Here is a 22,110-nt window from a genome sequence, read left to right on the forward strand (position 1 = left end):
GCTTCACGATCCGGCGGTTCGCACGCCCAGGCTTGGCGCGGAGTGTACCCATGAGGCGCTGGCAACGACTCAGACACCCCTTCCGTCGCGCGCCCCACGGCAGCATCATTCGTCTCTCCCCGCCGGAAGTCCTGCTGCTGGGTTTTGCCCTGCTATGCGCCGCCGGCGCGCTGATGCTGTGGCTGCCGGGCAGCGCGACACGTCCGTTGTCATGGCCGGAGGCGTTGTTCACGGCAACCTCGGCGGTGACGGTGACCGGGCTTTCGGTGATCGATGTCGGCAGCGATCTGACCTTCGGCGGGCAACTGATAGTGATGTTGCTGATCCAGGTCGGCGGGCTGGGATTCATGACCTTCGCCGCGCTCACGGTGCTGCTGCTCGGCGCACGCTTGCCGCTCCAACAACAGAATCTGGTGCGTGCGGCACTCGGTGAGATCGCCTTCAGCGACATTCGCAAATTGATCAAGCTGGTGATTGTCTTCGCCCTGCTCGTCGAAAGCTTCGGCACGGCGTTGCTGGCCATGCGCTGGGTCCCCGAGTACGGCTGGCCGATGGGCCTATGGCACAGCGTCTTCCATGCCGTGTCGGCCTTCAATAACGCCGGCTTCTCGACCTGGCCGGACAGCCTGACCCAGGAAGTGAACGATCCGCTGGTCAACGCCGTCGTCACGCTGCTGTTCATCGTCGGTGGTCTGGGGTTCGTGGTGGTCAGCGACATTTATCGGCAACGCCGCTGGTCACGTCTGGCCATGCAGACCAAGGTGGTCCTGCTGGCGACGTTTTGGCTGAATTTGATCGCCACCGCGCTGCTGCTGGGCCTCGAGTGGTCGAACCCGCATACGCTGGGCGGCATGAGCGATCTCTTTGCGCGCCTTCAGGCCGCCTGGTTCCAGGCCGTCACGCCGCGAACGGCGGGGTTCAATACCTTGGATACGGCCTCGCTCACCGATGCCTCGACGCTGCTGACCATGCTGCTGATGTTCATCGGTGCCGGCTCCAGCTCGACGGCGAGCGGAATCAAGATCGGTACCTTCGTCGTGCTGCTGCTAACCGCACGGGCGTTCTATCGCAACACCGAGCATCCTACCGTTTTCGGTCGCTCGATCTCTCAGGAGACGGTGATCAAGGCGATTACGGTGGCACTGGCCGGAGTCCTGCTCGTGTTCCTGACGCTGTTCGGCCTGACCATCACCGATCGTGACCAGTCCTTCCTCGATCTGGCCTTCGAAACCGTTTCCGCTTTCGGCACCGTCGGCCTTTCACGTGGCATCACCGAGGATATTTCCCTACCTGGCCAGTTGTTGCTCGGGCTGACCATGTTGCTCGGTCGCGTCGGACCGCTCTCGGTGGGGTATTTCCTCGCCACCCGCCGGGCCCGTGGAGTCCGTTATGCCAAGGGCGAGATCCAGATCGGCTAGGCCTTTATCTCAAGTCGGCCGGCGATGTTCGGACCCACGCCAGCCCATGAACCCTGAACGACAAAAAACCTCAGATGTTATCCCGCTTTAAGCGGCTTCGCCGGATAGGATGATATGATCGTTAATCAAAAATTAATGTATCTCATAAGGCATTAGAGGCGGTGTTGATGCTGGATTACAAGCTTCTGGAAGCACTAGCGGCGATCGTCGATCAGGGCGGCTTCGAGCGTGGCGCGCAGCAACTCAACCTGACCCAGTCCGCCGTGTCTCAGCGCATCAAGCTGCTGGAGGCCCGCCTGGGCCAGCCGGTTCTGGTCCGCACGCCTCGCCTGATGCCCACACCATTGGGCCAGCGCCTGCTCAACCATGCGCAGCAGGTACAACTGCTCGAGCACGACTTGCTCGACCAGATCCCGGCGCTCGGAGAAGGCACACAACGACTACGGCTGGCGATCAATGCCGACAGCCTTGCCTCTTGGTGGGCGCCAACCGTCGGCGATTTCTGTCACCTCCACGGCGTGCTGCTCGACATGGTCGTGGATGAGCGGGAAGGTGCCCTGAAGCGCATGCGCGATGGTGAAGTCACCGGCTGCATCTGCGTCGCCGAACGTCCGGTGCAAGGCGCCCGGGCCCGCCAGTTGGGGAACATGCGTTACCGCGTGATGGCGAGTCCGGCGTTTACTAAACACTATTTCACGGACGGGATAACCGCGCAGGCGCTGGCCCACGCCCCGGCCATTCTCTACGGTCCCAATGAAGGTCTACATCAGCGCTATTTCGCCATTCGCGGCTTCAAGGGCTCTTTCCCCCATCATGTCTGCCCCTCTTCCGAGGGCGTTCTGCACATGGCGCTTGCTGGCATCGGCTACGGGCTGATACCCGAGAGTCTGGGTTTGCAGGCGCTGGAGGCAGGCCAGTTGGTCGACCTGGATCCGCAATATCCGCTGGACGTGTCGCTGTATTGGCACTACTGGCGCCACGGGGGGGAACTGCTCGACGCACTGACCGATCACCTGATCTCGGTCAGCGATAACTGGCTGACGCCGGTGTTGGCCACGGGTTGATGCGTGTTGCCAGCGAATCGCCATCGGCGAACGACAACTTCTTCTTGCGATCCAATTACTTGCGCGTCCAGATCGGTGTTCTAGACTAGGCGGTGTGCGAAAAGTCGGCGAGCCCGGAGACTTGCCTGCAAGAGAATGACACAAGGAGACAGTGACATGACCCACAAGCGTCCACAAACCGCCCTATGGATGGCCCTCGCCGGGGTAATCACGCTAGGCACGCTGGCCGGCTGCGCCAGTGACAGCAGCTCGGTGGAGAAGGACAGTACCGACTATGTCGTGACCGGCCTCGGAGACGACCAGGACGAAGCGCTCGAAAACGCCAAACAGCGCGCACTCGAGCAGTGCGAGTCCGAGGATCGCGAGGAGTTCGTGATCGTCGAGCAGCAGATGATGGGGCCCGACGACAACATGCAGAAAAGTTCGGACGCCAGTTCCCAGCTCGAGGGCGCCACGGTGAACGAAGATACCGAGTTGCAGGCGGCCACGCAGGAAGGTGACGGCTACAAGGCGACCTGGACGATTCGCTGCCGTTGATTCTCACCAAATCAGTCCGGATCAATGCCCACGGAACCGGTTCACGGACTTTCGCGGGCATTGATTCCATGACGCAGCGCTATTCCAGCGGTCATGTCGGTCACCACCGCTCATGTCAACCGTCGCGTAACAGCGTCTCCACGCTGGCGACCTTGTCATCCATCCGCTGGTCCCGATCGGTCCGAGTTCCCATCTTCAACGTCGTGGTGATGCGCGGCGCGCCCATGCCATGAACCCGCTCATGGCAGGCTTTGACCACCGCCATGACGTCGTCCCAGGGACCCTCGATGTTGGTCCCGTAGGCATGCATGCGGTAGTTGAGGCCGGAGGCCTCGATGACACGCTGGCATTGCGCCACGTAAGACGAAACCGACACACCCACGCCCAGCGGTACGACGCATAGATCGATAATGACGTGCATATGCTCCTCCTTGGTTCTGGCTCAGTCAGGCAGTCTGGCACGTATAGTCCCCATGTACGATTAACGCCTGTCGACGATCGCAGGCAAAAATCATAAGCGCAGCTAGACTATTGCAGTAATAGCGCTAGGCTTATTGACGACCAAGCCGTTAGCACGCAATGTATTCAATGCCAACAAATCAGGGAACAGGGACCGAGGTACACCACGTTCCGTCGCCGTCGTTCGATCCCTCGGACCGTCTCGAGCGAGTGGAAAATGATCGAGAAATCGCATCAGCGCGGTCGATTCCGTAGCTTACAAGGTCGTTTTTCAGCGCCTGCGCAGTACGAGAGTTCCATGCGGCAAGGGAATGTAGCGTGCCCTTCGCTAGGAAAGACCATGACCAGTAATACACCGATCGCCCCCGTCGCACTGCCGAACACCCGCGCCCGCCAAGCCATTGAAAAGATGCTCGAGGGTTCCGGCGTGGCCCTCAACGGCGACCAGCCCTGGGACATCCGCGTACACCATCCCGATCTGTTCTCGCGCGTTATCCGCCAGGGCTCCATCGGCTTCGGCGAGGCCTACATGGATGGCTGGTGGGAATGCGACCGCATCGACGAGATGATTCATCGGCTGCTGCGCCACGGGCTCGGCGGCGCGGCCCATACCACCGCCGAGCGAGTGATCTACAAACTGCAGTCGAGCTTCATGAATCTGCAGAGCAAGGCCAGAGCCTACATCGTCGGCAAGGAACACTACGACTTCGGCAACGACCTGTTCACGCGCATGCTCGACGAGACCATGTGCTACTCCTGCGGCTACTGGAAAGAGGCCGAAACGCTGCACGAAGCGCAGATCGCCAAGCTCGATCTCGCCTGTCGCAAGCTCGGCCTCGAACCCGGCATGAAGGTACTCGACATCGGCTGTGGCTGGGCAAGCTTCGCCGAGCACGCGGCCCGCAAATACGGCGTCGAAGTCACCGGCATCACCATCTCCGAAGAACAGGCCAAGCTGGGTCGCGAGCGCTGCAAGGGACTGCCGGTGGAGATCATTCTCGAGGATTACCGCGAACTGACCGGCGAGTTCGACCGCATCGTCTCGATCGGCATGTTCGAGCATGTCGGCCAGCGTAACTATGACGTCTACTTCGATACCGTCACACGCCTGCTCAAACCTGGTGGTCTGTTCGTGCTGCATACCATCGGCTCGAACACCAACGAGATCAGTGTCGATCCCTGGATCAACAAATATATCTTCCCCAACGGCGTACTGCCGTCGGTCCAGCAGATCGCCGACGCCGCCGAACACAAGCTGGTGATGGAGGACTGGCAGAACTTCGGGGCCGACTACGACCGCACCTTGATGGCCTGGCAGGAAAACCTGCTCGCCCACTGGCACGAGATCGCCGACAACTACAGCGAGCGGGTCAAGCGGATGTTCCTCTACTACCTCGGCTCCTGTGCCGGCGCCTTCCGTGCCCGCGACATCCAGCTGTGGCAGGTGGTGTTCTCCAACGGCCGTGGCGGGCGCTACGACGCGCCGCGTTGAATCTCGAGCTACGAGCTACGAGCTACGAGGATTATTGAAGGGTATTGCTCGAGTGGACAAAAGGGGCCTGCCATAGCGGCAGGCCCTTTTTCTCATTGCCTCACTCCACCGCCGCGATCACGCCGGGCGCTACGATTCACCGCGCTAATTCTCGGCTGGAAATATCAAGACTCGACATGCCCGACTTCAACTTGATAACAAGCTCCATTTGCCAACAAATTCGAGCAGATCAGCTTACCACTGTCGAAGTATCGACCAACCTTTTGCTCGTGAATGCGAGGGGCAAGCCCCTCGCGCTCCCCTTTTTCGACGCCACAGACGGCGAAACCCTGAACGCCAATCGCCCGCGCTCGGGTCGGCGCGAAAGGGCATCCCTGCCCCACGCGCCTCTTGCGTCATCCATGACGCAAGACCCGGCACGGGCGATGGTCGTCCAGCGCCGTCTGGAAGGCGTCAAGGGGTGGCAAATTCCATAATAGTGACGCTCGTAGCTCGTAGCTCGTAGCCCACATTAGCGCGGAGAGCTGATCCTACCCGAATCTAACCATGGGTCCGTTATCCTTAAGACCCGCCAAGGCGGGCCTTGTTGATCACTCCACCGCCGCCGGCGTCACATGAATCCCGAACAGGCTGGCCTCGCCGTTGCCGCGCCCGGTTTCCTCCGGCGCGACCTGGCGCCCCTCGCGTACGATGACGTGCCCGCCCTGCCCCTGCTGGCCGCCGATCACGCTGCCGACCAGGTAGGTCGGGAAGATGCTCGGATCGTTCTCGTAGTTGGGGTTGTGGATCAGACCGATCATCTGGAAGCGCCCACGGGTGTTGCGCAGCGACTCCAGCGAATCCTGGATCAGGCGGCGATGGGAGAGCTTGGAGAACAAGCCGTCGAGCAGGATCACGCTCTCGCGACTGGCACGCGCGCGCCGCTTCTGGCTACCCGGCAGTTCGCGCAGTTCGCGCTCGATGGCGAACTCGGAGAGCTTCACCAGCCACATCAGCGAGACCGCCTCGCGCTGACCTTCGGACATATCCTCGTTGAGCGAGAACAGCCGGCCGTGCGGGCGAATGGCGTCGTGCTTAATGCGGATGGTGACGTCGCGGAACAGGCCGCGATAGATGCGCCGCCGTATCTGGCGCGTCAGCTCGTCGTCGCGGCCGCCCTTGGCTCCTTCGCCAGCCTGTTCGATGCGCCGGCGCTGCACCGCCAGGTGGGCGTCGATGTCCGCCAGCAGTTGCTGGATCAGTTCGCGCACCGCCTCGTCGGCAATCAGCTCGGCCTTGACCTCGAAATAGGCGCCGCCGTCGCTGGAACGCCGCGCCACGCGCTTGAGAATCTCCAGGTTGCCGGCGGCATCGATGATGATCGAACTCAGGCGCTCGACCAGCGTATCCTCGATCTGCTCGCGGGAAGCATGCAGCCGCGCCACCCGCTGGCGATGCTCGTCGAGTTGGCCATCCAGTTGGCGATGCAGCCCGCGCAGCGATTCCAGCGCATCAAGGCTGACGCCTTCCAGCGTGCCCAAGCGCGCACGTTCGGTGTCGTTGAACAGCCGGCTGGCACTGGCCGCTTCGAGTGACAGCGCCAGTGCCTTTTCCCGCGCCGCCACGTCGCGCGCCTGACGTTCCCGGTTGCGCGCGCGCTCGCCGAGATTGAGACTGCCCAGCCCTTCCAGCAGCGTCTGCTGGCAGGTCTCGAACGCTTCCGCCTCGAAAGCGTCAGCGTCCTCGACATCGAGCGACGCCGCCAGCCAGGAGCGCCATTCAGCCAGCGCCGTGTCCAGCCGCTCGGCCTCGGGGTGATCCGTCGGCCATCCCGCCCGCGCATCGGCAGTGGCGCGATCGATCCAGCCTTCGGGCAGCTGGCGCAGCACCTCGAGCCAGGCCACCGCCAGTTGGTCGGTCACGTTGAGCGCCTGCTGATGACGCGCCAGCCGGGTTTCGATCCCGTTCTGCTCGTGGACGTTGGCCTTGCGCTTGTCGCGGGTCTCCTTGAGCGCCTGCTTGAGACGGCCGATGTCGCGTTCCAGCGTGCGATTGCCGCCTTTCTCGTCGCGTACCTGCAGGTAGGCACGAATCCGCGCGAAGTCGAAATCGGCACGCCGGCTGGCCTGGGCCAGTTCGGCTTCCAGTTCGGCCTCGCGGGCCTCGGCGTCTTGCATGAACGTCGGGCCATCTTCGGCGACGAACGCCGACAACCGGCGCAGACGTTCGCGCTCGCCATCGGCGAACAACCGGCGCAGTTGGTCGCGGCACTGCTCGCGCCGTTCGCCGAGCTCCTCGCCCTTGAGCGTGATCTCGGCGAAGCGCTCGTCGAGCTCGGCCACGTCCTCGGCCAGCGCGGCCAGGCTGGCATCGATCTCACCGAGGCGCTCGACCCCGCCCGCCGCCGCGAAGCGTTCCGCCGCCAGCCACAGGTCGCCGTGCTTCTCCAACTCGCGCGCCGCCTGCTCGCGCTGCGGGCTCTGGCTCTCGATCCGCGCCTGTGCGGCTTCGCGCGCCTCCCGTACCGCTTCGAGCGCCGCTTCGCCGCCCTCTTCGAGGAAGCGCTGGTAATCATCGATGGACTTCAGCGCTTCCTCGCCGAGACGCGGCGTCAGCGTCTCGAGTTCGGCCTCGACGGCCTGACGCTGCGCTTCCAAGGCGGCAAGACGCACCTCGGCATCCTGTTCCAACGCTTCCTGGGCCTGCAGTGCCAGACGGAAGCGCTCGCCATGCGGATCGAGACGCTCGATCTCCTCCTGCAACGCCTGTTGTCGCTGGCGATCGACCGCCAGCCGCTGCTGGATCTCGTCGCGCAGCACGGTGAGATAGGCGGGGTCGAGCGCCGCTTTCACCGCCAGCGTCTCCACGCCCTGGACCGCGCCGAGCGGCAATGCGCCCCGATCGAGCGCGGCATTCAAACGGCCCGCTTCGAGCACCGGCACGCCGCAACCGGCATCGATCAGGCATTGGGCGGCTTCGCGCGCGTGCTCCTCGCCATCGATCACCGGCGCGAACAGCTGCCCGGCGGCCTGGGCCAACCAGGCGCGCCGACGCTCGCTGTCGGCCTCGGTCGCGGCGAGCACTTCATGCAATGGCCGGAAGGCGACTGCGCGCGCTTCCAGCAACTGCTGGGCTTCCGTCTCGGCTGCCAGGCGCGCCAGCGGATCGCCACTCAGACTGTCGAGATAGCGCTCGCGGGCCTCGAGGATGCCGGCCAGGGTTTCACGCTCGCGCAGCAGGCGCGGATAGCGTACCTTGGCATCTTTGAGCCAGGCCGCCGGCGTCTGTTCGCTGAAGTCGCGAAACGCTTCCAGCCCCCGCTGCAGCGTCTCCAGGTTCCTGGCTTGTTGCCCGAGTTGATGCAGCCTATCCTGGCATTCGCGGGACTGGCGGTAGAGGGTGTCGCGCAGATGGACCGGCGCGGCCTCGCCATGCCATTGCCGATAGCGTTCGGCGGCGTCCTCGAGCGGCGTCAGGCGTTCCAGCCGCGCGCCGGCGTCGGCCAGCTCGCGCCGCGCTTCCGCCAGCGCCTGCTCGTGCCCGGCCAGGGCACTCTTGCGCGCGCTCCAGAAGCCCACCGGGGAGTGCTCCGGCCACTGCTCGGAGAACGCTTGCCAGGCGTCGCGCCCTGCAGCCAGCGGTGCCAGCTCGCCCTCCAGGCGCTGGCGCTGCTCGCGCTTGCCCTGCAACGCCTCGCGGGTGGATTCGCGCTGGCCGTCGAGGGTGCGGGCCTCGGCGTCCCACTCGGCGAGCTGGGTTTCCAGGGTCTGCTGACGCTCCAGCTTGGCGTCGAGCAGTTCGTCGGGCGCGGTATCGGGATGCTCGGCAATGAATGCCGCGTACCACTGCGCCGGCTGCTTGAGCTCGCCCATGCGGCCGAGGTGCTCGGCGTGGGCGCGGCGAGCCTCGGCCAGTCGAGCCTGGGCCGCGTCGCGAGTCGCTTCCGGCGTTTCCAGTTCGGCCTCGTCGAACAGGCCTTCCGCCAGCGCCTGGGTATAGACGCTCTGGTTGTCGACGAAGTCGCGCTGGCGCGATTCGAGCTGCTCGCGCTCCTGCTCCAGGCGCTCGATCTGCTCGTCCAGCCGTTCGGCATCCAGGCGCAGCGAGCGGCGGTATTCGCGATCGGCGATCACCTCCTCGCGGAAGCGGTTGCCGTCGAGCCCTTCGAAAGCCTCGGCGGCATCGTCGAGCACGCCCAGCGCGCGGTAGCGGGCGGCATCGTCGGCGAAGGCGTGGCTGTCGGCAAGCCAGGCGCGTGCCTGCTCGAACGCCACGTGACCGAGATCCCGGGCGACGATCCAGGTCGCCTCGGGCAGATGGATCAGGCGTCGGTGTGTGTCCACCCGCGCCCCCCGCTCGGAGAGCGCCAGGCGCACGTTGCGCTCGGCCTGGCGGGTCAGCTTCGCCAGCAGCCAGGTGGAGACCCGCGGCCGTTCGGTATCGCCGATGGCCCAGGCGAAGCCCGCCACCGCCTCGCCGACTTCCTTTTCCAGCTCGGCAGCTCCGCCATCGCGATCGCCGGGCAGGCCGGGCAGCGGTGCCAGTGCCTGGCCGCCGAGCAGACGCTCGGCCTCGAGCAGCGAGGCGTCCAGCGTCGCCAGTTGATGCCGCGCCTCGAGCAGTGCTTCACCCTCCTGGTTGAGGGTGGCCAGCCGTCCGACCTTGTCGTCGGCGCGCTGCTGGTCGTTCTCGGCCTCGGCCAGACGGTGGCGCAGCTCGGTGATGCGGGTGCCGGAGTTGAGGATCACGTCCTCGATCAGTTCCTCTTCCTCGTCGGTCTCGCCACGGGTGGCGCCGGAGAGAATCTGGGGCGCCAGCACCTCGTAGAAGAACGCCTGATCGGCCTTTTCACCGGCACGCGGCTTGATCGCGTTGAAGATCTGGCTCTTGTCGGCGCCGCCCTCCTTCTGAAACGCCGCCAGTTGCGCCAGTTCACGGCGCGAGATATGCACGCCGACCGCTTCCAGCCACTCCTCGCGGTTATGCGCGCGGGTCGCGCCGTGGGCACGCATCAGGCTCTGGAAGTCGGCGTTGGCGTAGAGCGCCAGCTTGCCGTCGCGGGTGACGTGATGCACCGGTACGTCGGAAAGCTTGCCCGGGTAGTGGTAGAACACCAGGCCACTGCCGTCGCTGTAGCCGTACATGCCGAATACGAAGGTCTCGCCGGCGACCTCCTCGCCGGCCACCGCCAGCATGTCGTCCTGCTGTGCTGCACCGTCCTGGGCACGGAACTCGACCCGCAGGTGGGTCCAGCTGCGCGCTTCGCCGTTGACCTTGGACGGCGAACACTTGCGCCGGGTGCGGGTCAGCAGCTGGCGATCCCGCGACAGCATGCCGATCAACGCCTCGGCCATGGTGGTCTTGCCGAAGCCGTTCTCCATGCTGATCGCGCTCGACTGCCCGCGCAGGTCGAGCAGCAGATGGCGCATCTTGGCTTCCCAGGGCGAGGCGATATCGCCGTGCTTGTTGAGCAGGTTGGCGATCTCGATGCGATTGATCACGCTCACCGGCGATCCTCCTCGGCGTCCGTGGATGGCGTTTCGGCGCCGTCTTCGGTCTGGGCATCATCGGCGCCGAACATGTCGGCTTCCCGTATTTGCGCCACCGGCACCTCGTCGTTCCGGGCATCGACGGCCTCCCCGGCCGGCGGTATTTCCGGGGATATCGTCTCGCCGGGCTCCCGTTCGCTCGACGTCAACTCGATCAGATGGGTCAAGTGATGGACACCGATCTGCTCGGCCTCCAGCGCGCCGAGCAGGGTCTGTTGCCAGACGTCCTCGTCGTCGGTCTCGCGCACCGCTTCGAGATGGCCCGCGCGCAGCAACAGGTCGATGAACGCCTTGACCCGGCGCGGGATGTCCTCGCCGCGCTCGTCGAGCAGCACCCGGCTGTTTTCCGGCGCCCGCTCGCCCAGGCCGCGCAGGGTCTCGAGCTGGTCGCGCACCAGCTCCACCAGTTCGCGGGTGACGAAGGTGGCCTCCTGGTAGCGGCTGACGTCCGAAAGCGCGCGATTGAGCCGGGTGTAGATCAGGGTGTGCAGCAACAGCCACAACTGCAGATACCAGAGCGCCAGTTCGGCGCGGCTCTCCTGGCGTAGCTTGAGCGCCTCGAACACCGGCTCGCGGGTGTAGAGCGGCGGCTGTTCGAGTTCGGGATCCGGCAGTAGCGCGAAGAACCGCGAGCCCGGCGCGATGCCCGGGTAGTCGCCGGACTCGAACACCTTGAGCCGCAGCCCCTGGCCGGCGAGGAAGTCGCGCAAGGCCTCGCGCTCGCTCTCCTGGGCGTCGTCGATCAGCGCGCAGACGTCGCGCTCGGAGAGTTGGCCTTCGCGTGCCGCGCGCCGCTTGCGGCCACCGCTGGGCACGCGCTCGGCGGTACGATAGCGCAGCAGATAGGCGACGACCTCGCCCATTTCCATCATGTTCATGTATCAGACTTCCTGTTCTTCGGCCGGTTCGCGCTGTTGTGCGGCGGTTTCGCGTAATCGTAGCGATGGCGTCACGGCCCCCTCGATACGGCGGCCGTCGGGCAGTTGGATGACGAACGGGGTATCGTCGATGCCCACGCTCAGATGCTCATCGAGCAGTTGGGTGTCGACGAAGGTGTTGAGCAGCTGGGGCAGGCAGTCGAGGGTTTCGGCATCCGTCTCGAAATGGTGCCAGCCTTCATCGAGCGCTTCCGGCAGCGACAACGGCGCACGCCGCAGCCGCTCGCGCAGGGCCGGCCCGCGGGCCTTGAGATAGCGCGCCAGCAGCGGGTCGGCGGCCGGCGTGTCGCGGGCTTCGTCGAAGACCAGCGCGGCACCGCTGCGTTCGGCACGGCGCGTCTCCACCAGCGGCAGCAGCGGTTCGATGCGCGGCATCGACACCTGCATGCCGAGCGGCATCATGCGCGCGACCACGGCATCCCGAAGCCGCTGCGGCGGCGGTGACAGCAACAGCCGCTGGGCCAGGCCGGCGAAATCGATCACGCCCATCGACTGTATGCGCCCTTCGGCGATATCCGAGAGCAGTTCCGAGAGCCGCCGCGACAGGTTCTCGATGGCGTTGAGCACGCGACCGATGGCACCGGAAAGCATGCGCAGGTCCCACTCCTCTTCCTGGCGTTCGGCCCAGTTCTCGAAGCTTTCGATCAGGGTGGGCGTGGCAAGCTGCGAGCGGGCGCTGAGCAGCGTGTTCTGGATCGTGCTCAGCGCATTGTGGTAGTGGCGCTGGTTGTCCATCAGCGCCGACAGCTTGCCCTCGTGGGTCGGGTTCTCGCGCACCCGGCGCAGTTCCTGGGTCAAGGCGCGGATCGCCATCAGGATCTGCTGGGTGATGTCGGGCACGCGGGCGTAATCGCCACGCGAGAGCGCGGCGACGACCTTGGCCGCGTCATACTCCGAATAGAGCAGATCCTCGACCTGGCTGGCCAGCGTCACCGCCTGGCGCCCACTCGGCGTCAGGCGTACCTGGCCGGTCTGGCCCTGCTTCTCGATCAGTGCCGTGCGCTTGGTGCTGCGACTGCCGCGAACCCCGGGATCGAACGTCTCGGCATCCCCCGACTCACCCGGTTGTCGCTCGCCCGGCTGCCACTCGCGGTAGTGAATCTCGCTCGGCGTCGCCAGCAGGTTGATGACGAAGCTCAGGTCGTCGGCGGGCAGGTCGGGGTATTCGCCGCGCAGGTGCGCCAGGCAACGGCGCTGGGTGACGAAGGCGCTGTTGGTGGCGAAATCCACCTCGAGCAGATAATCGAGCAGCAGGCAGCCGAGATCGAGCCAGTAGCCGTCGCGCAGCCCGCGGCGCTGTTCCTGGGTAACCTGGACGAAGGGGGAACCCGGCTCGTGGGCGCTGTCGTGAAGATCGAGCAGCCGCGTCGTCGCGACCAGCAGCTTGTTCCAGGCGGTCATGTCGACTCCAGACGGGGAACAACCAAGGGGAAACGACGACACCCGCCGGTGCGTTCGACCGCGCAGGTGCGTTTCCTTTCCAAAGCGCCGCATTATGCCAAGGATACCCGTTCGGGTCATGGCGATTGTCGCGGTCGATGGCGAGCCGGGCTGCTATGGTGAACAATGCCCTTCATTTACGCGTCATCGGGAGAACCCCATGGATTATCGTCGCCTCGGCCGTACCGGCCTCAAAGTCTCACCGCTGTGTCTCGGCACCATGACCTATGGCACGCCCAAATGGCGCGACTGGGTGCTGGACGAATCGCACAGCCGCCCGTTCATCCAGCAGGCGCTGGACGCCGGTATCAATTTCTTCGATACCGCCGACATGTACTCCGACGGCGAGTCGGAACGGGTCGTGGGCAAGGCCCTGAGGGATCTCGCCCGCCGCGAGGAGGTCTTGCTGGCGACCAAGGTCTACAACCCGACCGGCAACAAGTCGCCCAACGAACGCGGGCTGTCACGCAAGCACATTCATCACGCCATCGATGCCTCGCTCGAACGCCTGGGCATGGATTACGTCGATCTCTACCAGACTCACCGCTGGGACTACGACACCCCGATCGAAGAGACCATGGAGGCGCTGCATGAGGTGGTCAAGGCGGGCAAGGCGCGCTATATCGGCGCCTCCAGCATGCATGCCTGGCAGTTCGCCAAGGCGCAGCATGTCGCCGAGCGCAACGGCTGGACGAAGTTCGCGACCATGCAGCCGATGGTCAATCTGATCTACCGCGAGGAGGAGCGCGAGATGATCCCGTTGTGCCTGGACCAGGGTGTCGGCGTGATCCCCTGGAGCCCGCTGGCCCGCGGCATTCTCGCCGGCAGCAAGCCGGTGGGCAGCGAGGGCACTACCACGCGCGCCAGGAGCGACGAGCGGATGCGCGCCTGGAAGCTGGGGCTGGAGCGGGATGCACCGGTGATCGAAGCGCTGCAGCAGATCGCCGAGTCACGAAGCGTCTCGCCCGCCCAGATCGCACTGGCCTGGCTGCTGCAGAAACCGGGCATTACCGCGCCGATCGTCGGCGCCAGCAAGTCCCATCATCTGGACCAGGCGCTGGGCGCACTGGAGATCACGCTGACCGCGGATGAAATCGAAAAGCTGGAAGCGCACTACGTGCCGCATGAGGTCGTGGGCTTCGTCTGAGCCAGGCATAACGAGACAGGGAGACTCGATCATGAGCACACTCGCCAAGCAGGCCTGCAGCGCCTGCCACCGGGATGCGCCGAGACTCACTCAGCGCGAAATCGAGCAGCTGACGCCAGAGATCCCCGAGTGGCGGATCATCGAGCGCGATGGCATCATGCAATTGCAGCGGAGCTTCACGTTTCGCAACTTCGCGCAGGCCCTGGCATTCACCAACCGCGTGGGCGAACTCGCCGAGGCGCAAGGTCACCACCCGGCGCTCACCACCGAATGGGGCAAGACCACCGTTACCTGGTGGACGCACAAGATCAAGGGGCTGCACCACAACGATTTCATCATGGCCGCCAGAACCGACGAGGTAGCGCACTCCAATGTTTAAGGAAAGCCATGTTTGAGGAAAACCATGTTTGAGAAGATCGAGCGCGTCCCCGGGGATGCCATCCTCGGGCTGATCGAAGCTTACAACCAGGATCCCAATCCGCAGAAGGTCGACCTCGGCGTCGGCGTCTATCGGGATGCGAACGGCAACACGCCGATCATGCGCGCCGTGAAACAGGCCGAGGCGCGCCTGCTGGAGAGCGAGCAGACCAAGAGCTATATCGGCTCCCACGGTGATCCGCGCTACGCCAAGGTGATCCTGCCGTTGGTATTGGGCGCCGGCTCGCCGGTTCTGGCCGCCAATCGCGCCAGTGCCACCCAGTCTCCGGGCGGCACCGGCGCGCTGCGTCTGGCGGCGGATTTCATTCGCACCCAGTTGCCGGGCAAGAGCATCTGGCTCTCCAACCCGACCTGGCCCAATCACATCGGCATTTTCGAAGGTGCCGAGGTTCCGATTCAGCGCTACCCGTACGTCGACAGCGAAAACCGGCTCGACTTCGACGGCATGCTGGCGACGCTCAAGCAGATTCCGCAGGGCGATGTGGTGCTGCTGCACGCCTGCTGCCACAACCCTTCGGGCTTCGATCTGAACCGGGATCAGTGGCGCCAGGTGCTGGCCGTGGTGCAGGAGCGCGAGTTGCTGCCGCTGGTCGATTTTGCCTATCAGGGCTTCGGTGATGGCCTGGACGTCGACGCCTTCGGCGCCCGCCTGCTGGCCGAGAACCTCGACGAAATGCTGATCACCAGCTCCTGCTCGAAGAACTTCGGTCTTTACCGGGAACGCACCGGCTGCCTGATCGTGATCGCCAAGACCGCCGAGCAGATGGAGAACGTGCGTTCGCAGATGGCGATCGTGGCGCGCGAAAACTACTCCACGCCGCCGTCCCACGGTGCGGCCATCGTGATCGATATTCTCGAATCCGAGGAGCTGACGCGGATCTGGAAGGAAGAGTTGACCGAGATGTGCGATCGCATCAATGGCCTGCGTCGCGACCTGGTCGACTCGCTCAAGCCCTATGGCCTGGATCAGCGCTTCGCTCACGTGGCCGAGCAGCGCGGCATGTTCTCCTACACCGGTCTGACTACCGCCCAGGTCAAGCGCCTGCGCGACGAGTTCAGTATCTACATGGTCGGCTCCGGCCGCGCCAACGTCGCCGGTTTCACCAGCGAGAACCTGCCCTACGTTGCCAAGGCGATCGCTGCCGTCGTCGATTGAGCGGTTCCAGACACCAGAAAGCCCGGCCTTGACCGGGCGTTTGCGACCGGCGCGGCGTCCAAGAGCGCGCCGGCATATTTCACTCCTGCAGCGTATCGGCTCCCATCGCCTCACGGAAACGCTCGCGGGTGACGCCACCAGCCTGCTCGTCGTTCAGCTGCCGGAACATCTCCTCCTGCCGGGCACTGGTCGCCTCGTCTTCATCGATGACGCCGTCATCGTCGACATCGAGTTGATCGAAGCTGAGCGCGTTGGGGCGCTGGTCCACCGGTGTCTGCGCCCCGCCATCGGCGAACCCCGCGTTCTCGCGCCCGACGCCACCGGACTTCTCGATCGAGTCATGATCGACCTGCGAGGCGTTGGCTGGGGACTGGGTTTCACCACTGTCTTCCTGGACGTCGAGCGCCGACTCATCGGCAGGCCCGGCCGTGTCCTGGGCCAGCGCCGGCAGCATGAGAGCGCCGGCCATCAGGCATGCTCCCAGTCGGGAGAGCGTCCGTACTCGCATTGCTGATCCTCTTGAAGCGGTTTGTACTTTCGACCAGCAAGCGCGGCAAAAATTCGCCGATACGAATTCCGGCGTCGAATCGCGACGGCCCGTCGGGAAACGGCGGGCATCGACATCGCCTGCCGTGGAGATGCCGAGCGGCAACTGCTCACTCATCCCACTTCGGCGCAAAGTCCGGATTGGCGACACGATCGCCACGATCCAACCGGTCGATCTGGGCGATCTCCTCCTCGCGCAAACGGATCTCCAGCGCCTCGAGGTTCGACTGCTGGTGCTCGCGCTTGGTGGAAGACGGGATCACGATGATGTCACGCGCGGCGATCCATGCCAGCGCGATCTGCGCCGGCGTGGCGGCGTGAGCCTCGGCGATGCGCTTGAGCACCGGATCGTCCATGACCTTGCCCACCGCCAGCGGCATGTAGGCCGTGACTTCCAGTCCTTTGGCCTGGCAATGCGTCACCAGCTTGCGGTTGGCGAGGAACGGATGCACCTCGATCTGGTTGGTGATGATGTTCTCACCGCCCGGCAGCGTCAGCGCCTCGTCGATCTGGGCGATGGTGAAGTTGGAGACCCCGATGTGCTTGGTCAGCCCCCGCTCGCGCGCGGCATCCAATGCACCGATGTAGTCGGCCATCGGCACTTCGCCGTTGGGCGATGGCCAGTGAATCAACGCCAGGTCGAGCTGGTCGATGCCGAAATTTTCGAGACTTTGTTCCAGGCTGGCGGTCAGTTGCTTGGGCTTCAGGCTATCCCACCAGACCTTGGTGGTGATGAAGAGTTCGCGGCGATCGATGCCGCTTTGACGAACTGCCTTGCCTACCGCGGCTTCGTTCCCGTACATCTGGGCGCTGTCGAGATGACGGTAGCCGAGTTCGAGCGCCGAAGTCACCGAATCGATGACCACCTGCTCCTTGAGACGATAGGTGCCCAGACCGGGTTGCGGCAGAATATGACGTGCCATGTAATCGCTCCTGATAATGGGTGTTCCGATGATGACTCTACGCTCTTGCAGTGTAGACGCGCCAAGGCAACTTCAAGCCCGTTGGCGCCTCGTCGGCGCCAGAATCCGATAGCCAAGCCGGGAGGCGCAGCACAAGGGCCTGTTGCCGTTTCAGCGCGGCCGTGCATGAAACGGCAACAGGCCCTAGACTGAAGCTCGATTTTCCGTTCGGACCGAGGCATGTCAGACGCCAAGCCTTCTCCCGCTGCTGCTCCGCATCTGGTCCTCGTCGGCAACGGCGATGCGCACCGCCATGTCGTGGCCAATGTCGACCGGCTGACGCGTGCCGGGGCACGTGTCACTCTCGTCACTCGAGACGACTTCTGGTTCCGCGATTGGTTGGGGGGCATGCTGGGCGGCGAATGGCAGCTCGATGAGCTCCGCCTGCCGGCCGATCGGATCACCGCCCGGGGTGGTACCCACATCGCCGCCGATGTTGGCGAGGTCGATCTCGCGCAACGGCGATTGTCGTTAACCGATGGTAGCCGTCTAACCTACGACTGGCTGTCGCTCGATCTGTCTCCGCGTATCGACGAGCGCCGCATTCCCGGTTTTTATACGGCGTCAGCGGTATTTCTGCCCTTCCCTGAAGACCTTTGGACGCTGCGCCAGCGCCTGGAAACGGAACTCGCGGGCGAAACCAGGGTTCTGCCCAGCGTCGTCGTCGTCGGTGGAGGCTCCGTTGGCGTCGAGCTCGCGGCTAACCTGCTGGCACTTGGCGAACGCTACGGCAGGCGGCTACCGGTGACGTTGATCAGCGATGATCGCCGCTTGCTACCCGACGCGCCCAAACGCGCCAATCGTTGGTTGGTTCGTCGTCTTTCCCGCCGGGGCCTACAGATAGAGTTGGTTGCCAAGGCAACGCGCTATGAAGAGCGCCGCCTGATTCTCGATGACGGCAGCCCGATCCAGGCTGACTATCTGCTGGTCACCGATGCCGACCGGCCCCCGGCGCTGCTGGACCGCATGCTCATCGACCAGGAGCCCGCCCGGGACGTCATGGTGGAAGACACGCTACGCTGCCAGGCCGATCCCCGGCTGTTCTTGACCCACGCCAGCTTGCGCAACGCCTCGCTCCGTTCGGCGGCGGCACGCGAGCAGGCAGAGTGTCTGCTCGACAATCTGGAGCGCTCGATCCGTGGCCAAGCCCTCGAACCTTGCATCACCGCAAGGATGGGCTGGCGGGCGCTCAACCTGGGGGACCTGCGCGATATCGCCTGGCGTGGTCATCTGTGGTGCTACGGCCGCTGGGTACGTCGATTGAAGCACCGCCGCGATCGATACCGGGTATCGAGATACCGTTCGCTGTCGCCTTCATGAGGCTGGGCCCGGTATTCGCCAATCGAATCCTCTACCAATGCCCGCTCAGCCGGGCGATATTCCACGCATCCGCTCGTTGCGCCGCCGCAGCAGCTCCAGCGTGGTCAACAGCAGTATCGACAGGATGACCAACATCGTCGCCACGGCGAGGATGGTGGGGCTGATCTGCTCACGAATACCCGACCACATCTGGATCGGCATGGTGCGCTGCTCGGGGCCAGCGATGAACAGCACCACCACGACCTCGTCAAAGGACGTGATGAAGGCGAACAGCGCTCCCGACACCACCCCCGGCGTCACCAGCGGCAGCACCACCTTGAAGAAAGTGCGAGTCGGATTGGCTCCCAGGCTGTGCGCGGCGCGAATCAACGAAGTGTCGAAGCTCGACAAGGTGGCCGTCACCGTGATCACCACGAAAGGAATGCCGAGCACGGTATGCGCCAGGATGACCCCGGCATAGGTCTGCGCCAGGTTGATCTTCGAAAAGAAGAAGAACATCGCCGCTGCCGAGATGATCAGCGGCACGATCATCGGCGAGATCAGCAACGTCATGATCGCCCCACGTGCCGGCATGTGATGGCTCGACAGTCCAAGAGCGGCGACGGTACCCAGCACGGTGGCCAGGATCGTTGCGGAAATGCCGACGATGAAGCTGTTCTTGATAGCATTCAGCCAGTCACTCGAGGAGAAGAAATCCTGGTACCAGCGCAACGAGTAACCGGCCGGGTCGAGATGCAGCATGGCCGGGGTGAAGGTGAAATAGGGCTCGGCGTTGAACGACAGCGGAATGATGACGATCAACGGCCCGATCAGGAACAGGAAGATCAGCGCGCAGAGCACCAGAAAGACGTAATGCCAGATGCGTTCGCCACGGGTGGCATAGGAAGGAACGGCCATTGGATTACCCCAGCTTGACTTTGTCGACACCGACCAGGCGGTTGAAGATCATATAGAGGGCGATGACCACGAACAGCAGGATCGACGCGATAGCCGCCGCCAGGCCCCAATTGAGCGAAGTCTGCATGTGGTAGGCGATGTAGTTGGTGATGAAGATTCCCGACTGACCGCCGACCAGCGCCGGCGTGATGTAGTAGCCGATCGCCAGGATGAATACCAGAATGCTGCCCGCCGCCATGCCGGGAATGGTCAACGGAAAGTACACCCGGCGGAAACTCAGGAAGGGGCGCCCGCCCAGGGAACGAGCCGCATGCATGTAACTCGGCGGAATCGTCTTCATCACCGAGTACAGCGGCAGGATCATGAACGGTAGCAGAATGTGCGTCATGGCGATGATGGTGCCAATCTTGTTGTGCATCATCTGCCAGCGCGCATCGTCGGCGATCACGCCCAGCGCCACCATCATGTCGTTGAGCACGCCTTGGGACTGCAGGATCGCGATCCAGGTCGTCGTGCGCACCAGCAGCGAGGTCCAGAACGGCAACAGCACCAGAATCATCAGCAGGTTGGAATGCCGCAGCGGCAGGTTGGCGAGCAGGAAGGCAATCGGATAACCGAGTACCAGCGTGGTCAAAGTGATGACCGCGCTCATCCACAGCGTGCGCCAGAACAGATTGACGTAAACCTGCATATATTCCGGCACCTGGACGATCTCGCCGCTCGGAGAATACTTGCGATCGAGCGCTGCCAGGTAATACGACAGGGTATAGGGTGAGGATTCGCGCTGGATGACTTGCCAGGTATCGAGTTCGCCCCAGGCGTCGTTGATGTCGATCAGCGCCGCCTTGTAGGGCGGCTCGACCCGGGCGATGCGCCTTGCGCTGCCCATCACCGCCGAGCGCATGCCCGACTTTTCGTAATTCAGGCGGCTCGCCAGCAGGCCGAGACTGCGATCCGCCTGACCTTCGCGCAGATCGGCGGCCAGCGCGGCGAATACCGGTTCGTCGGGTATCGACTGACCGTCCCACCCCTCCAGAGCGGTGACGGTACGCGACAATGTGGTCGAGACTTCCGGATTGTCGACGCTGCGCCAGAGCATGTCGAAGATCGGCATGACGAAGGCGATGACCAGGAAAGCCAGCAACGGCGAAACCAGCAGCAAGGCCTTGAGTTTCGAGCGGCGCACCGCGCGGCGCAGGCTCTTCTTGAGGGGCACGCCATCGGCCGTGGTCAAACCGGCGCTCGGGGCCCCTGCCCCGGTTGGCGCGTCATCTGGCGCGCCCATGGCGGGGTCGGGATAGGGAGCGGATTGGGACACGCGTACCTCCGGGAAAGACTAACGATGAAACGGGGCCGCGCCATGCCGGCGCGGCCCACAGCCCGTCGATCAGCGGATCACTGGGCCAGCCAGGCGTCGAAGCGCTGGGTCAGCTCGTCGTTGTTATCGGCCCAGAACTCGTTGTCCTTCGGAATGGCGGTCTTGAAGTTGGGTGGGTAGGTCGGCATGTGCGTTTTCATGGGAATGCCGGTTTCGGCATGCGTCGACACCATGGGCGCCGAGGACTTGCGCGCCGGGCCGTAGGAGATGTACTTGGCCTGATCGGCGAGACGCTGCGTGTCGGTGGCGAAGTACAGATAGTCCTTGACCTTGTCGAGCTTGCCGGTGGGCACCACCCAGCCGTCCAGCTCGAACACCTGGGCATCCCAGATGATCTTGAACGGCTGGTTTTCACTGACCTGGGCATTGAACATGCGACCGTTGTAGGCGGAAGCGAAGGCCACCTCCTTGTCGGCCAGCAGCTGCGGCGGCTGGGCCCCTTCCGTCCACCAGATCACCTGGTCCTTGATGGTGTCGAGCTTGGCGAAGGCACGCTGCACGCCCTCTTCGGTGGAAAGCACGTCGTAGACGTCCGCCGGCGCCACGCCATCGGCCACCAGCGCCCATTCGAGATTATTGATGGGCTTGCGTATCAGTGCGCGCTTGCCGGGAAATTCCTCGAGATTGAAGACATCGGCGATGGTGCTCGGCTGATGGTCCTCGGGGAACATCTCGGTATTGAAGGCGACGATGTTGGAATAGACGATCTGGGGAATGAAGCATTCATCCAGCGAGCCCTGGACGAAGTCCTCGCTGGGCGGCGTGCCGTCAGGCGCGTCCGCCAGGATCGCGTCGTGGTCGATCGGCTCGATCAGGCCCTCGGCACAGGCGATCTTGGCATCGGCCGGCAACATGTCGACCAGATCCCAGGTGACGTTGCCCGCCTGGGACTGGGCGCGCAGCCCCGCCAGGGCGTTGCCGCTGCGATCGATGTTGACGATCTTGTCGCCGCTCTTCTCCATCCAGGGCTCGTTGTAGGCCTTCTGCTGGCTCATGCTGTAGGCGCCACCCCAGGACACGATATTGAGCGTCTGCGCGTGAGCGCCGATCGCCAGCGACAACGCCGACAGCCCGACGGCGGCCATGGCCGTTCCCTTGAACAGTCTTGATTTGAGCATTCGATTCTCCGTTTGTTTTTGTACTTCTCTTGATCATGCCTTCAGCTCGCATGACCTCTCCTGCCGATACAGGATTCCTTGCGCCTCCCCCGGAATCAGGCGTCCAGGGCGCGGCAATCGGCCGTCGACCAGCCTATCTCGACGCTCTGTCCGGGCTTGAGCGAGCCCTGCCCGGTCGCGTTGGGCGTCTTGATGATGAATTCATCGTTGCCACATACCGACAGGCGGGTGTAGTGGCACAGTGAATCTGGCCACCTGACTTTGAGTGTATG

Annotated in this window: 18 protein-coding genes; 9 read left to right on the top strand and 9 right to left on the bottom strand. The window is 64.1% G+C overall.

What is annotated here, in order from left to right:
• The first annotated feature begins 50 nt into the window (after window positions 1-50).
• The 3 genes from DOM57_RS00645 (at window position 51) to DOM57_RS00655 (ending at window position 3,019) form a co-directional block, all read left to right on the top strand.
• Window positions 51-1,418: a TrkH family potassium uptake protein gene (locus tag DOM57_RS00645; protein ID WP_110647310.1), complete on the top strand. Its 1,368-nt coding sequence runs from the start codon at window positions 51-53 to the stop codon at window positions 1,416-1,418.
• 167 nt (window positions 1,419-1,585) lie between these two features.
• Complete coding sequence (locus DOM57_RS00650; protein ID WP_110647311.1) at window positions 1,586-2,482, top strand: LysR family transcriptional regulator ArgP; 897 nt, start codon at window positions 1,586-1,588, stop codon at window positions 2,480-2,482.
• A 156-nt stretch (window positions 2,483-2,638) separates the two neighbouring features.
• On the top strand, window positions 2,639-3,019 hold the full coding sequence (locus DOM57_RS00655; RefSeq protein WP_110647312.1) for a hypothetical protein: 381 nt from the start codon (window positions 2,639-2,641) through the stop codon (window positions 3,017-3,019).
• 115 nt (window positions 3,020-3,134) lie between these two features.
• Here DOM57_RS00655 and DOM57_RS00660 read toward each other — a convergent pair whose 3' ends face one another.
• A complete protein-coding gene (locus tag DOM57_RS00660; RefSeq protein ID WP_110647313.1) occupies window positions 3,135-3,440 on the bottom strand; it encodes an MTH1187 family thiamine-binding protein in 306 nt (101 codons plus the stop codon).
• Between the two features lie 378 nt (window positions 3,441-3,818).
• Between DOM57_RS00660 and cfa the strand changes: the two genes are divergently transcribed.
• Both cfa and DOM57_RS00670 read left to right on the top strand, forming a co-directional pair.
• Window positions 3,819-4,970 carry a cyclopropane fatty acyl phospholipid synthase gene (gene cfa, locus DOM57_RS00665; protein WP_110647314.1) on the top strand — a complete coding sequence of 384 codons (1,152 nt, stop codon included), beginning with the start codon at window positions 3,819-3,821 and terminating at the stop codon, window positions 4,968-4,970.
• Between the two features lie 176 nt (window positions 4,971-5,146).
• Entirely contained in the window at window positions 5,147-5,446 is a 300-nt protein-coding gene (locus DOM57_RS00670; RefSeq protein WP_110647315.1) for a hypothetical protein, read from the top strand.
• A 114-nt stretch (window positions 5,447-5,560) separates the two neighbouring features.
• Here DOM57_RS00670 and DOM57_RS00675 read toward each other — a convergent pair whose 3' ends face one another.
• Genes DOM57_RS00675 through DOM57_RS00685 form a run of 3 tightly spaced genes read right to left on the bottom strand, consistent with a single transcriptional unit; the run spans window position 5,561 to window position 12,837 of the window.
• Window positions 5,561-10,456, bottom strand: a complete 4,896-nt coding sequence (locus DOM57_RS00675) for a coiled-coil domain-containing protein (protein WP_110647316.1) — start codon at window positions 10,454-10,456, stop codon at window positions 5,561-5,563.
• Window positions 10,453-11,376, bottom strand: coding sequence for a hypothetical protein (locus DOM57_RS00680; RefSeq protein WP_110647317.1), 924 nt, complete (start codon window positions 11,374-11,376; stop codon window positions 10,453-10,455). The genes DOM57_RS00675 and DOM57_RS00680 overlap by 4 nt, the downstream gene beginning before the upstream one ends.
• 3 nt (window positions 11,377-11,379) lie before the next feature.
• Window positions 11,380-12,837, bottom strand: coding sequence for a hypothetical protein (locus DOM57_RS00685; RefSeq protein ID WP_110647318.1), 1,458 nt, complete (start codon window positions 12,835-12,837; stop codon window positions 11,380-11,382).
• Between the two features lie 199 nt (window positions 12,838-13,036).
• Between DOM57_RS00685 and DOM57_RS00690 the strand changes: the two genes are divergently transcribed.
• Genes DOM57_RS00690 through DOM57_RS00700 form a run of 3 tightly spaced genes read left to right on the top strand, consistent with a single transcriptional unit; the run spans window position 13,037 to window position 15,617 of the window.
• Complete coding sequence (locus DOM57_RS00690) at window positions 13,037-14,023, top strand: aldo/keto reductase (protein WP_110647319.1); 987 nt, start codon at window positions 13,037-13,039, stop codon at window positions 14,021-14,023.
• Window positions 14,024-14,054: 31 nt separating this feature from the next.
• A complete protein-coding gene (locus DOM57_RS00695) occupies window positions 14,055-14,402 on the top strand; it encodes a 4a-hydroxytetrahydrobiopterin dehydratase (RefSeq protein ID WP_110647320.1) in 348 nt (115 codons plus the stop codon).
• 24 nt (window positions 14,403-14,426) lie between these two features.
• Complete coding sequence (locus DOM57_RS00700; RefSeq protein ID WP_110647321.1) at window positions 14,427-15,617, top strand: amino acid aminotransferase; 1,191 nt, start codon at window positions 14,427-14,429, stop codon at window positions 15,615-15,617.
• Between the two features lie 79 nt (window positions 15,618-15,696).
• Here the strand turns inward: DOM57_RS00700 and DOM57_RS00705 are convergent, their stop codons facing one another.
• Both DOM57_RS00705 and dkgB read right to left on the bottom strand, forming a co-directional pair.
• Window positions 15,697-16,086 (bottom strand): hypothetical protein, encoded by a 390-nt coding sequence (locus DOM57_RS00705; RefSeq protein ID WP_110647322.1) that lies wholly within the window; start codon window positions 16,084-16,086, stop codon window positions 15,697-15,699.
• A 187-nt stretch (window positions 16,087-16,273) separates the two neighbouring features.
• Window positions 16,274-17,086 carry a 2,5-didehydrogluconate reductase DkgB gene (dkgB, locus tag DOM57_RS00710; RefSeq protein ID WP_110647323.1) on the bottom strand — a complete coding sequence of 271 codons (813 nt, stop codon included), beginning with the start codon at window positions 17,084-17,086 and terminating at the stop codon, window positions 16,274-16,276.
• 219 nt (window positions 17,087-17,305) lie between these two features.
• Between dkgB and DOM57_RS00715 the strand changes: the two genes are divergently transcribed.
• A complete protein-coding gene (locus DOM57_RS00715) occupies window positions 17,306-18,445 on the top strand; it encodes an NAD(P)/FAD-dependent oxidoreductase (RefSeq protein ID WP_110647324.1) in 1,140 nt (379 codons plus the stop codon).
• A 45-nt stretch (window positions 18,446-18,490) separates the two neighbouring features.
• On the opposite strand, the gene DOM57_RS00720 is transcribed toward DOM57_RS00715, so the two are convergent.
• The 3 genes from DOM57_RS00720 to DOM57_RS00730 form a co-directional block, all read right to left on the bottom strand.
• Window positions 18,491-19,342: an ABC transporter permease gene (locus DOM57_RS00720; RefSeq protein WP_110647325.1), complete on the bottom strand. Its 852-nt coding sequence runs from the start codon at window positions 19,340-19,342 to the stop codon at window positions 18,491-18,493.
• A 4-nt stretch (window positions 19,343-19,346) separates the two neighbouring features.
• Window positions 19,347-20,660 (bottom strand): ABC transporter permease, encoded by a 1,314-nt coding sequence (locus DOM57_RS00725; RefSeq protein WP_338056446.1) that lies wholly within the window; start codon window positions 20,658-20,660, stop codon window positions 19,347-19,349.
• Between the two features lie 77 nt (window positions 20,661-20,737).
• Window positions 20,738-21,838: an extracellular solute-binding protein gene (locus DOM57_RS00730; RefSeq protein WP_204352816.1), complete on the bottom strand. Its 1,101-nt coding sequence runs from the start codon at window positions 21,836-21,838 to the stop codon at window positions 20,738-20,740.
• Window positions 21,839-22,110 lie beyond the last annotated feature (272 nt).

Source organism: Salinicola peritrichatus, assembly GCF_003206715.1.
Lineage (GTDB): Bacteria > Pseudomonadota > Gammaproteobacteria > Pseudomonadales > Halomonadaceae > Salinicola > Salinicola peritrichatus.